We start from the raw sequence: 12751 nt of genomic DNA, 5'->3' as shown, positions 1-12751 counted from the left end.
TATAATACTCGAAGAGTGTTTTTACCCCAAATAAGTCGGTTAAATACCCAATAATCTATTAAAATTACAAAAGACCTTCAGAATAAGCCCATTCTGAAGGTCTTTTGTCAACAACCTGAAACCCACTCTATTAAATAAGTGGGTTTCTTTTATATATATAAATATATTGCATATGTGCCGTTAAGCCTTCGATGAAGAATAAACTATCTGATAAGTGTTTTCATGACAATCTGGTTAGTAGCTTTTAAATATTAAAAATGAAAAAAGTGTAATCAAAGTCAAACTTGATACTACTCTAAACACCATTTGAATATGGTGTTTTTAATTTATAAAAGTAGTATATGGTAAAGGTTAATTAGTAGCATCTATGCCGAAATAGTTTTTAAACCCTTCTTTTCCTAAAGGAGTAATTGTAATTTCACGTGAATTTGCTTTAGACTCAATCCACTTCAATTCCATATACCTTTCAAATAAACCATTTCCTAAAGCACCACCTATATGATGGGTACGTTCACTCCAATCCAGACATGCATGCGAAAAGGAGCGGCGTTTTTTAGATAAAGCTAATAGGTCAACACCCAAGTTCTTAAAGAAAATCTCTCCTTTAGGTGTAACAATAAAATTTTTATCTTTTCTCTCAATATATTCTAAATTATGCATCGCATTTGTTAATTTAACACTAATTCGACCGGCTAAATGATCATAGCAAGTTCTTGCATTTTCTAGTTTTTTTAATTGGCTGGATTGTTTTAGTGACCTAATTTCAGGCGGTGGAGAAATTGCCATTAATATTTCAAGTGTATTCGCAACCTCTTGATTGGCTAATTGGAAATAACGAAATCTTCCATTGTTCTCACTAATAACAATATTATTTTCTACTAACTTTGCAAGATGAAAACTCGCAGTTTGAGGTTTAATTCCCGCCATATAGGCTAATTCACTAGCTGTATGGAATTTTCCATCCATTAATCCTGCTAAAATAGTTGCTCTTGACTTTTCACTCAGTAAAGAAGTAAGGGCAGAAATATTTGGATTTATAGTCATTGTTAAACACCCTCCTTGTAATCCACACTTCGATAATCATCGTACAATTATGAATCTATACTAATTCTAAAGAAGTAATTATCTATTCTCAAGAGAGGGGTAAAATTATTCTCATTTAAACAAGTTTATAAACAATTAACTATTACTTTTTGGAACTGGAGTGTTTGTAAATGAAATTATATATATATTTTCTTTTAATTATCTTAACAACTGCTCTAATGGGGTCTTCCTTTGCAATTGGTAAAATAGGGCTGCAATATTCTTCTCCATTATTCTTGGCAGGATTGCGTTTTTTAATAGCGGGCGTAATAATGGCGATTATCGTAAAAATATTAAATAGAACGCATCCAGCTGGTAAGGAACAATGGGGAAAAGTATTAGTTATTGGTTCCTTGCAAACGGCAGCTGTAATGGGGTGTATTTTTATTAGCCTAAGAACAATAACAGCAAGTGAGTCATCTATTTTAACATTTATGAATCCATTGTTAGTCATTATTTTTGGTACTATTTTTATGCATATTCGATATAAATGGTACCAATGGAGTGGAGTCATTTTGGGGTTTATTGGTGTAGGAATAACATTAGGAGGCATAAAGGACATTAAAGTGGGCATTATATTCGGTGCTCTATCTTCTATTTTTTGGGCTATTTCTACACTATTAGTCAATAAATGGGGAACCTATTTTGATACGTGGGTACTTTCGGCATATCAAATGCTGTTTGGAGGGTCAATACTTATTATTTTAAGTATATTACTAGAAAAACCTTTCTTTGATATAAATACAAAATCAGTTTTATTATTATTGTGGTTAAGTATTATGTCTTCTATTGTCCAATTTGCAGTTTGGTATTTTCTCTTACAAAAAGGGGAACCAGGGAAAACAAGTTCTTATCTATTTTTAGCTCCTTTCTTTGGTGTTTTAACAGGCGTTGTTTTATTAGATGAACCTATTACTTTTGCATTTATTGGTGGTGGTCTTCTAATAATAGTCGGTATATTTTTAGTTAATAGTAACTTTAAATTTAGAAAAAGGTGAATTATTTATAATAGCTATACGATAGAAGAATAAAGTTCCAGTGATTATAACTACTTTGCCTTCAATTGGCATCTTTACTCCTCCTTTACGTTTATGTTGAGAATATAAACTAGAGTTAATGATATTTTTGTTTTTCATAAGATACGGATTTGAAATAAAAAACTTATATAAATATTTTTTTATTAAAAATTGTCTAAAAATATTGAATTATAATATTAATTATAATATGATAAAACAAATATGAAAACTTGGTTTTATTTTTGAGGAGGAAACATAATTTGAAAAAATGGTTATCAGCACTGCTATTAACAGCTTTAATCGGAGCACTAGCAGCATGCGGAAGTAATGAAGCAACTAATGCTTCAAATGCAGCAGAAGAAGACAGCACAAACAAACTAGAACAAATTATAGAATCAGGTGTCATCACTATCGGGCTAGAAGGAACTTTCCCTCCATTCAGTTATCATGATGAAACTGGTACTTTAACAGGATTTGAGTATGAAATTGCAGACCAAATTGCAAAAGATCTTGGTGTAGAAGCAAAGTATGTTGAAACGAAATGGGATTCATTAATCGCAGGTCTTGATACTGATAAATATGATTTTGTAATTAACAATATCTCTATTACAGATGAGCGTAAAGAAAAATATGATTTCACAATACCTTATATGGAGTCAGTCGCAACATTAGCAGTTCATGCTGATTCTGATATTAATAGTTTAGAAGAGTTTGCGGGGAAAAAGGCTGCTCAAACAGTAACTAGCAACTTTGCACAAGATGCACGTGACTTAGGAGCTGAAATTGTTCCTACTGAAAATCTAACAAATTCAATTGAATTAGTATTACAAAAACGCGCTGATGGAACAATTCATGATCGTGTTACTTTCCTAACATATTTACAAGAACAACCTGATGCACCAATTAAGCTAATCGACGGTAAGACAAGCTCCTCAGAAATCGCATTAATTTTAAATCAAGGTAATGAAGAATTCCGTGAAGCGCTGAATGAAATTATTAAAAAACGTCTTGAAGATGGTACATTTGCAGCAATCTCAGAAAAATACTTTGGTGAGGATGTAATGTATCAATAATACTTGCCGGATCAATCGGCTTAATTGGCCGATTGATTTTTATCTTTGTCTAACAGGTGTTTATGCACTGAAAGCGTTGCGACAGGTACGAGACTTCCAGTTGATAATGAGTTGAATTAAGTATTTTACTCTGCCTTCAAAAAGTAAAGGAGTAACGCTCAAAGATAAAAGACTCCAGCGAGTCATACGATTTTTGAATGGAATTGACTCATGTAAACCTAAGTTCGATTTTAAGCTTTAGATTAGTTAGGGCGTAGTTGTTTTAGAAAGGAAGGTAAAAGATGAGTCGTGAACTCGAAATTGTATTAAATTCTATATGGCCACTTTTAAAGGCAGGGCTATCTGTAACCATCCCATTATCACTAATTTCATTTGCAATTGCATTAGTAATTGCCGTTATAACCGCCCTTTTAAAGTTATCTAACTTTAAATTTTTAAAATTTATTTTCAGTACATATGTATGGATATTTAGAGGGACGCCTTTACTTGTACAATTATTTCTTGTCTTTTATGGATTGCCAAAGGCGGGAATTACATTAGACCCTTGGGTTGCAGCAATTATTACATTTTCATTAAATACGGGAGCCTATGCTTCTGAATCAATTCGAGCTTCTATTTTGTCGATTCCAAAAGGTCAATGGGAGGCTGCAGAATCACTAGGAATGACTTATTGGCAAGTATTAAGGAGAGTAATTGCTCCTCAAACTATCCGAATTTCTTTACCCCCAGTTACGAATGATTTTATTGATCTTGTAAAGGGAACTTCTCTTGCGGCGAGTATTACAATTGCAGAAATGTTTATGATTGGACAACAAATTGTGGCATTTACATATGAACCTTTAGCAATCTATTCACTTGTTGCTGTTTTTTACTTAATCTTCGTATCAATTTTAACGATTATTCAAGGTAAACTAGAAAAATATGCTTCCAAGTATATTTAGAGAGAGGTGGACACCATCGTTACTTTAAAAGAGATAAATAAATCATTTAATAATCATCACGTTTTAAAAAATATAAATGTACAATTTAAAAAGGGTGAAACGACAGTTATTCTGGGACCTTCAGGATCTGGTAAATCAACACTTTTAAGATGTATTAATTTGCTGGAAATCCCTCAATCTGGCACTTTGGAAATAGATTCATTAAAAGTAGATTTTTCAGGAAAATTAACTCAAAAGGATAAATTAGCAATTCGCCAAAATACCGCAATGGTGTTTCAATCCTTTAATTTGTTTCCACATATGACAGTACTAGAAAATGTGATTGAAGGTCCAATTACTGTGTTAAAAAAAGATAAATCAAACATGGTTCAGATTGGCGAACAATTACTTGATAAAGTAGGGTTGCTACATAAAAAGGAAAGTTATCCATCTCAATTATCTGGAGGTCAACAGCAGCGGGTCGCGATTGCACGTGCACTTGCAATGGAGCCTAAGTTTCTCCTGTTTGACGAACCTACTAGTGCACTTGATCCAGAGTTAGAGGGCGAAGTGTTAAAGGTATTAAAGGCTTTAGCAGAAGAACAAAAGTCGATGATTCTTGTGACTCATAATTTAAATTTTGCTCGTGTAGCTGCAGATCGGATTTTATTCCTCGAAAACGGTGAAATAGCTTTCGATGGAGATACAGAAGAATTCTTTAACAATACAGTTAATGATCGTATCGTATCATTTATTCAGTCAATGCAATTTATTTAGGAGGAGAATAAGATGGCAAAAGAAAAAACAAATGTTGAAAGTTTTGATTTAGATCATACAAAAGTAGTTGCACCATATGTACGACTTGCAGGCGTCAAAGAGGGGGAAAAAGGTGATGTTGTAACGAAGTACGATGTTCGTTTTAAACAACCTAACAAAGGCCATATGGAAATGCCATCACTCCACTCTTTAGAACACTTAATGGCAGATCGTATTCGTAACCACTCAACAAAAGTAATTGATTTTTCTCCTATGGGCTGCCAAACAGGTTTTTATTTATCTTTTATTAATCATAATGATTATGAGGACGTATTAGATATTCTTGAGAAAACGTTAAACGATGTGTTAGAGGCAACTTCAGTACCTGCTTGTAATGAAGTACAATGCGGTTGGGCTGCAAGTCATAGCTTAGAGGGTGCTCAAGCTCTTGCAAAAGAATTTTTAGAGAAACGTGCTGAATGGCATATTGTGTTTTCTGAGTAATATTGAACTTACTGAAACGGTTGATTAAGAGATTTAATAAACAATTTTAAAGCAAGCTGAATCTTATTTTGATAAGCAGTTAAGCCAATACTCTTATTCAGCTAACTTGTAAATAGAACTAAAAAAAGAGTCGTATCCACGGCTCTTTTTTGTTTCACTTCATATATTTCAGTAGAAGAAGGATTATATAACTAATCTATTGAAATTTACTTATAGAATGAAGATTAGTTAGGAAAATCAAAAATCCATTTTTAGGTTCATACATATTTAAATACTTTGTTTTATACTTATGGTTGGTAGATAGTTGCTTGAGGATTATGAGGCAATTAAGAATTACTATCTAAGTTTATTTAACAATGATTAGGGGGAAGTGCATTGACTATTAAAGATATATTGATTTATCTAGTACTTTTTATCGGTACTTTCCTAGTTATTTGTTTGGGATGTACTGGTTTAATTCTGTCTACTATGACTGATGCATTTCCTAATTACCAATTTATAATAGCATTAGTTTTGATGTTTATTGCAACGTGGACCATTGGTTTAGGTATACGAAAGCATAGAAGCTTAATCGCTGAGAGAAATAAGTAATAATTTTTAGCAACACTTTACGAAATTAAATAATGTTACTGTTTCAAAAAATTTTTTAAGGAGAGAACAACATGGAGGTTTTTTCGAAATATCTAGCTAGTATCGATAACCCTGATCATCGCGATCGGACAGAAGAAATTTTGACATGGATCGCTAATAAATTTCCAAATTTAAATCCAGAAATCAAGTGGAATACGCCGATGTTTTCAGATCATGGCACATTTATTATTGGATTTTCTACAGCGAAGCATCATTTAAGCGTCTCACCTGAAGAAGCAGGTATTGCACACTTTGTCGATGATATTGCAAAAGCAGGCTACAGTTCTACAAAAGGCTTGTTCAGAATTCCGTGGAATGAGCTAGTAAATTACGAATTGCTTGAAAAAATGATTGAATTTAATATTCAAGATAAAGCAGACTGTACAACCTTTTGGAGGAAATAAAAAATTGTTTTTTAAGATTAAAAGAACTATTGAAGAGAGTAAAATGTTTACTTAAAGAAAAGGGATAGAAGATGACATTACAACAATTAAAATATGTGATAGAAGTAGCTAAAAGTCGTTCAATTAACAAGGCGGCACAGAGGCTGTTTATTAGTCAACCAAGCCTTTCCAATGCATTAAAAGAACTGGAGGAGGAAGTGGGGATTACGATTTTTCTACGATCTAATAAGGGAATTTTAATTACTCCTGAAGGATCGGAGTTTTTAGGCTACGCCAGGCAAGTAGTAGAACAGGCAGAACTTCTTGAGAATCGGTATACAAATACAAGATCTCCGCAGCAACATTTTTCAGTATCTGCTCAGCACTATGCATTTGCGGTAAGTGCCTTTGTACGTCTATTAAAGGAATATAACCCAGAGGAATACGAATTTAGTTTACGAGAAACAAAGACATACGAAATCATAGATGACGTAAAGAATTTGCGAAGTGAAATTGGTATTTTATATGTCAATGAATTTAATAAAAAGGTAATTCACAAGTTTTTAAGAGAAGGAAATTTACAATTCCATAAGCTATTTACAGCAAAGCCACATGTTTTTATTAGCTCAGCAAATCCACTGTCTAGAAAGAGTTTTGTAACATTATCCGATTTAGATCCTTATCCATATCTTTCATATGAGCAAGGGGATTATAACTCATTCTACTTTTCGGAGGAGATTCTAAGTACGCTTTCTAGACCGAAAAATATCCGGGTTACGGATCGTGCAACTTTATTTAACTTACTAATCGGATTAAATGGTTATACCATTTCAACAGGTGTCATTAGTCATAAATTAAATAGTAAAGATATTATAGCTATTCCTTTAAAGGTAGACGAGGAAATTCATGTTGGCTATATTACTCATAAAAATGTCACAAATAGTACGTTGGCTAATACTTATATTCAATATTTAAAAGAATCTATTGAGGAAGAATTACATCAGTTATAGTTAAAAGCTATAGCGAGGAATAGATTTTTTGTGTTACGTTATAATGATTTCCCTATGCTACACTTACCTTACATTAAAGGAAGTGGTTATTAATAAAATGGAAAGAGGGAGATCGTATATGACAAAAACACTTATAAAAGCTCCATTTAGAGCAGATCATGTAGGAAGTTTATTACGACCAGAGAGAATTCATAAGGCAAGAAAGGATTTTCAAGAAGGCAATATAACTAAACAAGAGCTACATGCAATTGAAACAGAAGAGATTAAAAAAATTGTTGATAAACAAATTGAAGTTGGGCTTCAAGCTGTTACAGATGGAGAATTTCGTAGAAGATTTTGGCATACAGATTTTCTCGAGCATTTAAATGGAGTAGAAGGATACGTTCCAAATCATGGTTTCGCCTTTAAAGGGGAAGAAACAGAAAGATACGATGTGCGTGTTGTAGGGAAAATCTCATTTAACCCGGATCACCCGCATATTAAAGATTTTCTCGAATTTAAAGAAATTGTCGGGGACCGTGCTGTTGCAAAACAAACAATCCCAAGTCCTAACCAATTATTTAATGCGGGTATTCGTAATCTTGAAATTTACCCAGATATTGAAGAATATACAAAAGATATTATCCAAACATATCGGGATGCTATCAAGGCCTTTTATGATGCAGGTTGCCGTTACTTACAATTAGACGATGTATATATTGCGGGTCTGAATGCTCCGGAAATTCCATTTAATGATAGCGCCTATTCTCGCGAAGAATTAATAGACTTAGCACTGCGTGTAGTAAATGGAGTACTAGAAGATAAACCGGAAGATTTAATTGTAACCACTCACCTTTGCCGCGGAAATTACCGTTCTAAATGGGCCTTTGAAGGAAGTTATGCCAAAATTGCTCCAACATTGTTTGCAAAAGAAAAAGTAAACGGATTTTTCTTAGAATATGATGATGATCGTTCTGGAGATTTCGGACCATTGGAATATATACCAAATGGTGGACCACAAGTGGTACTAGGGGTATTCACATCAAAACATGGGGAGCTAGAAGATAAAGAAAATATTAAGGCACGTATAGAGGAAGCAACAAAATATGTGACGTTAGAACAATTATGTATCAGCCCTCAATGTGGATTTGCTTCCACTCATCATGGGAATATTTTGACTGAGGATGAACAATGGGCGAAGTTGAAATATATTGTGGATATTTCAAAAGAGATTTGGGGATAAGTTTTTAAGCGAACACCTTTAACTGGGTTGTTCGTTTTTTTAGTAATAACAATAAAAATCGAAGAAGACATCCTCAACATAAACACTGGAATATTGTCACTTTGCAAAGTCAACACATACGATAAGAGGATAGTATCGTATGGAAGGAGCAAAAAATGAGTGATTTACTTTCTTTGCTGCTATTAGGAATTGCAGTTAGTCTTGATAGTTTTACAGTTGGGCTAACCTATGGAATGCGAAAAGTAACTATACCAATTAAATCATTTATTATCATCTTTTCCTGCACTTTCTTTGTTTTATTATTGGCAATGGGAATCGGTTCAATTATCGAGTTGTTCATATCTTATGAAGCTGCTGAAAGAGTTGGTGGCATTATACTAATAGTTATTGGTATTTGGGTTCTTTATCAATTCTTAACGTCTCAAAGTGATTCACAACAACATCAAAGTGATATCAAAATTGTTGAGTTTGAAATTAAACGATTGGGAATTATTATTAAGATATTAAAAAAGCCAACGGAAGCAGATTTTGACCGTTCTGGAAGTATTGGCAGTATAGAAGCTTTGTTTCTAGGATTAGCATTGTCATTAGATTCATTCGGAGCTGGAATTGGTGCAGCGTTGATTGATTTGCCTCCAATTTTATTTTCAATCGTTGTGACGGTTTCAAGTGTCTTTTTTGTAATAGCAGGCATCAACATAGGTTCAATATTTAGAAATATGAATTGGGTTAAAAAACTTACGTTCTTACCGGGAATTGCCCTAATATTAATTGGGCTATTTAAAATGTGAATAGAGATCTCATATGTCAATATAAGAGTCTGTTCTAGAAGTATATGTCAAACTTCTAGAGCAGCTTTCTTATGTTTAAGCTCTTTATTATTTTCGATTTTTACTTTTTTGTAACTATTCTACAAACCGATTAGGCTAGTATAGTGTATCAAAAAATTGCTAAAAGATATGACAACATTAGCTTGTAGGAGGGTCTTTTACTATGTATTCAGTTTGGATTAATTAGAAAAAAACAGCTTCAACTGCTATTTTGTATATAAAAATTTGTCTATTTTAATAATCGTTGTCTTAGTTATATTTAAAAATATTCTCTCATATTTACCCGCCTCATACATATAATTTACTGTGTGTTACACAAAGTTTGTTTCAAAAAAAGGAATATAAGTATAAAAGTGGATAATAGGTTAGGGGAAAAAGAAAGGTTCAGAATGTATTTTTTTCGGGGAAAACGATTGAGTAAAAGTATAGCATCCTTATCCTTACTAGAAACAATTAGATGTTAACAGTAGAGTTTCTTTTGCCAATAAGATAAAACAAATTACTAGAATATGGGGGATTATCTAATGAACGTGACAGAATATTACCGAGAACCTGTACAAAAAGTAATGAATGAACTAGAAGTAACCCATCAAGGATTAACGGATTATGAAGTTCGGACGAGACAAAGGCAGTATGGCTATAATGAATTACAAGAGGGGAAACGGAAAAGTGCAAGTCAAATTTTCCTTGAACAGTTTAAAGACTTTTTAGTCATTATTTTAATGGTAGCTGCTTTAATTTCTGTATTTTTAGGAGAAGTACAAAGTTCAATCGTTATTTTAGTCGTTGTCATTTTAAATGCTATACTTGGCACAGTTCAACAGATTAAAGCTGAAAAGTCTTTAGAAAGCTTAAAAGAAATGGCAGCCCCAATTGCAAGGGTACTTCGAAATGGACAAGTCACTGAAATCCCCTCAAAAGAGGTTGTCGTTGGAGATATTCTTATTTTAGATGCCGGTGATTATATTAGTGCAGATGGCCGAATTATTGAAAGTCATAGTTTGCAAATTAACGAGAGTTCTTTAACAGGTGAATCACTTCCGATCGTAAAAGTGACAAAGGTTATTAATGAAGAGGAAGTCGCACTCGGTGATAAGACAAATATGGTATTCTCGGGCAGCTTTGTTACAAATGGACGTGGAAAAGCTATTGTAACATCTATTGGTATGAATACTGAAATTGGTAAGATTGCAAACTTACTAGATAATGCCAAAGAGAAGAAAACGCCCCTTCAAGTAAGTCTTGAACACTTTGGAAAGCGACTCGCAATTGGGATTATTATAATTTGTCTTATTATTTTTGGCTTGGATATTTTACGTGGCCGCGAGCTAGTAGATTCATTTATGTTTGCAGTGTCTTTAGCAGTTGCGGCAATTCCCGAGGCATTAAGTTCCATCGTTACAATTGTCTTGGCATTTGGAACACAGAAAATGGCAAAGGAAAACGCAATTGTTCGCAAGCTGCATGCAGTAGAAAGTCTTGGCAGCATTTCAGTCATCTGTTCAGATAAAACAGGGACACTAACTAAAAATAAAATGACTGTCCAAAAGGTATATATAAACGAAAAAGTTATTCAACAAGATCAATTGCAAATAGGTGATGAACTTCATCATACATTTTTGCACATGGCTTTATTATGTAATAACTCAGTTACTTTTAGCGATAGAGAAATAGGAGATCCAACAGAAGTAGCCCTTGTCCATCTAGGAAATAAATATAACATTGATGAGCTCAATATACGCAAACAGTATAAACGATTTGGTGAAGTACCTTTTGACTCGAATCGTAAATTAATGAGTACCGTTAATCGAGTTGGCAATCGATATATTATGATTACGAAGGGGGCTGTCGACGTACTGCTTTCTCGTATTGTAAAAATTGAAACTTCACAAGGGGTATCACTCATTACTAAGCAACAACTAGAGGACATTAAACAAATAAACAGTAATTTTTCAAATGAAGGGTTGCGAGTACTAGCATTAGTATATAAAGAAGTTAATTCAACTGAAGTAAGCGCAAAAGATGAGAATAATTTCATCTTTGTTGGATTAGTAGCGATGATGGATCCACCTCGAGAAGAATCAAAACAAGCAGTAGCAGATTGCATCAAGGCAGGGATTAAACCTGTGATGATAACAGGGGATCATAAAATTACAGCCGCCGCTATTGCAAAACAAATTGGCATATTAAAAGATCCGTCCGAAGCAATTGAAGGAAAAGAAATTGAAAATTTATCAGATAAAGAATTAAGGGATAAAGTTGAGAACTTCTCTGTTTATGCACGTGTGTCACCAGAACATAAAATTCGTATTGTAAAAGCTTGGCAAGAAAAAGGGAACGTTGTGGCAATGACTGGAGATGGTGTCAATGATGGTCCAGCGTTAAAACAAGCCGACATAGGGGTGGCAATGGGAATTATGGGTACAGAAGTTGCCAAAGATGCCTCATCAATGATTTTAACAGATGACAATTTCTCAACAATTGTTAAAGCTATATCTAATGGTAGAAGCCTTTACGAAAATATTAAAAACTCGATTAAGTTTTTATTATCTGGAAATACGGGAGCGATTTTGGTCGTTCTTTATGCAACACTTTTTGCATTACCTGCTCCATTTACACCGGTTCATTTATTATTTATCAACCTACTAACAGATAGTTTACCAGCTATAGCAATTGGTTTAGAACCACATAATAAAAAGGTTATGGATAAAAAACCCCGAAATATCCATGAGCCTTTATTAAATAAAAGGTTTGTCTCTCAAATAGGGTTGGAAGGGCTTCTCATCGCTGCCGTAACTATTATTGCCTTTCAAAGAGGTCTGGCAACAGGGGATACGACAGTTGCTAGTACGATGGCATTTGCAACATTATGTCTATCAAGATTGTTCCATGGCTTTAACTGTCGTTCAAATGAATCTATTTTTAAAATAGGAGTTTTCTCGAATTTATCAGTTTGGATAGCTTTTCTTATTGGATTTATACTATTAAATGTAGTGCTAATAGTAGGATTATTCGATGTGGCAATATTAAGTCGTTCACAATTATTAACGATTTATGGTTTGGCAATTGTACCATTAATAATAATTCAGTTTGAAAGACTATTTAAAAAATAGAGATTAAACAATTTCTTAAACCTAGCATTAAGATTTTTAAAAATACCAATTAGCAACGAAAGAGTTCATTTTGATTTTTTCAAAATGAACTCAGACTGTAGACAAACTCGAAAATTCGAGTTTGCCTACAGTCTTTTTTCTTTTAAAATAAAATTAATAACCCTTTTTGAATAAGTTAGTTGATTTCCGTTTCGGCGGACGCTTTCCGTGG

At 33.4% G+C, this 12751-nt stretch carries 12 protein-coding genes; 11 read left to right on the top strand and 1 reads right to left on the bottom strand.

Annotated elements, in window-relative coordinates; genetic code table 11:
* Nucleotides 1-351: 351 nt before the first annotated feature.
* Nucleotides 352-1044 (bottom strand): ArsR/SmtB family transcription factor, encoded by a 693-nt coding sequence (locus EKG35_RS19120; protein WP_126296133.1) that lies wholly within the window; start codon nucleotides 1042-1044, stop codon nucleotides 352-354.
* 170 nt (nucleotides 1045-1214) lie between these two features.
* Here EKG35_RS19120 and EKG35_RS19115 point away from each other — a divergent pair, with 170 nt between their 5' ends.
* The 11 genes from EKG35_RS19115 to EKG35_RS19065 all read left to right on the top strand — a co-directional run bounded on the left by EKG35_RS19115 (nucleotide 1215) and on the right by EKG35_RS19065 (nucleotide 12540).
* Nucleotides 1215-2081 (top strand): DMT family transporter, encoded by an 867-nt coding sequence (locus tag EKG35_RS19115; RefSeq protein WP_126296132.1) that lies wholly within the window; start codon nucleotides 1215-1217, stop codon nucleotides 2079-2081.
* Between the two features lie 278 nt (nucleotides 2082-2359).
* Nucleotides 2360-3172 carry a transporter substrate-binding domain-containing protein gene (locus EKG35_RS19110; protein WP_126296131.1) on the top strand — a complete coding sequence of 271 codons (813 nt, stop codon included), beginning with the start codon at nucleotides 2360-2362 and terminating at the stop codon, nucleotides 3170-3172.
* A 281-nt stretch (nucleotides 3173-3453) separates the two neighbouring features.
* The gene (locus tag EKG35_RS19105) at nucleotides 3454-4113 is read left to right on the top strand and encodes an amino acid ABC transporter permease (protein WP_126296130.1); all 660 of its coding nucleotides are present in this window, start codon (nucleotides 3454-3456) and stop codon (nucleotides 4111-4113) included.
* Nucleotides 4114-4128: 15 nt separating this feature from the next.
* Nucleotides 4129-4869 carry an amino acid ABC transporter ATP-binding protein gene (locus EKG35_RS19100; protein WP_126296135.1) on the top strand — a complete coding sequence of 247 codons (741 nt, stop codon included), beginning with the start codon at nucleotides 4129-4131 and terminating at the stop codon, nucleotides 4867-4869.
* Between the two features lie 12 nt (nucleotides 4870-4881).
* Nucleotides 4882-5352, top strand: coding sequence for an S-ribosylhomocysteine lyase (locus EKG35_RS19095; protein WP_126296129.1), 471 nt, complete (start codon nucleotides 4882-4884; stop codon nucleotides 5350-5352).
* Nucleotides 5353-5727: 375 nt separating this feature from the next.
* Nucleotides 5728-5943 carry a hypothetical protein gene (locus EKG35_RS19090; protein WP_126296128.1) on the top strand — a complete coding sequence of 72 codons (216 nt, stop codon included), beginning with the start codon at nucleotides 5728-5730 and terminating at the stop codon, nucleotides 5941-5943.
* 71 nt (nucleotides 5944-6014) lie between these two features.
* Nucleotides 6015-6386 carry an iron chaperone gene (locus tag EKG35_RS19085; protein ID WP_126296127.1) on the top strand — a complete coding sequence of 124 codons (372 nt, stop codon included), beginning with the start codon at nucleotides 6015-6017 and terminating at the stop codon, nucleotides 6384-6386.
* A gap of 71 nt (nucleotides 6387-6457) precedes the next feature.
* A complete protein-coding gene (locus EKG35_RS19080; protein ID WP_126296126.1) occupies nucleotides 6458-7375 on the top strand; it encodes a LysR family transcriptional regulator in 918 nt (305 codons plus the stop codon).
* Nucleotides 7376-7493: 118 nt separating this feature from the next.
* A complete protein-coding gene (locus EKG35_RS19075) occupies nucleotides 7494-8597 on the top strand; it encodes a 5-methyltetrahydropteroyltriglutamate--homocysteine S-methyltransferase (protein ID WP_126296125.1) in 1104 nt (367 codons plus the stop codon).
* Nucleotides 8598-8752: 155 nt separating this feature from the next.
* A complete protein-coding gene (gene ytaF, locus EKG35_RS19070) occupies nucleotides 8753-9388 on the top strand; it encodes a sporulation membrane protein YtaF (RefSeq protein WP_126296124.1) in 636 nt (211 codons plus the stop codon).
* A 563-nt stretch (nucleotides 9389-9951) separates the two neighbouring features.
* Nucleotides 9952-12540 carry a calcium-translocating P-type ATPase, PMCA-type gene (locus EKG35_RS19065; protein WP_246020498.1) on the top strand — a complete coding sequence of 863 codons (2589 nt, stop codon included), beginning with the start codon at nucleotides 9952-9954 and terminating at the stop codon, nucleotides 12538-12540.
* Nucleotides 12541-12751: the final 211 nt, after the last annotated feature.

The organism is Lysinibacillus telephonicus, from assembly GCF_003966145.1.
Taxonomy (GTDB): Bacteria; Bacillota; Bacilli; order Bacillales_A; family Planococcaceae; genus Ureibacillus; species Ureibacillus telephonicus.
This window is presented reverse-complemented; position numbering and strand designations above follow the sequence as displayed.

Coding starts and splice junctions, on each gene's coding strand:
- EKG35_RS19065 (WP_246020498.1), top strand. CDS start 9,952: ATGAACGTGACAGAATATTACCGAGAACCTGTACAAAAAGTAATGAAT.
- EKG35_RS19105 (WP_126296130.1), top strand. CDS start 3,454: ATGAGTCGTGAACTCGAAATTGTATTAAATTCTATATGGCCACTTTTA.
- EKG35_RS19120 (WP_126296133.1), bottom strand. CDS start 1,044: ATGACTATAAATCCAAATATTTCTGCCCTTACTTCTTTACTGAGTGAA.
- EKG35_RS19085 (WP_126296127.1), top strand. CDS start 6,015: ATGGAGGTTTTTTCGAAATATCTAGCTAGTATCGATAACCCTGATCAT.
- EKG35_RS19095 (WP_126296129.1), top strand. CDS start 4,882: ATGGCAAAAGAAAAAACAAATGTTGAAAGTTTTGATTTAGATCATACA.
- EKG35_RS19075 (WP_126296125.1), top strand. CDS start 7,494: ATGACAAAAACACTTATAAAAGCTCCATTTAGAGCAGATCATGTAGGA.
- EKG35_RS19080 (WP_126296126.1), top strand. CDS start 6,458: ATGACATTACAACAATTAAAATATGTGATAGAAGTAGCTAAAAGTCGT.
- ytaF (WP_126296124.1), top strand. CDS start 8,753: ATGAGTGATTTACTTTCTTTGCTGCTATTAGGAATTGCAGTTAGTCTT.
- EKG35_RS19115 (WP_126296132.1), top strand. CDS start 1,215: ATGAAATTATATATATATTTTCTTTTAATTATCTTAACAACTGCTCTA.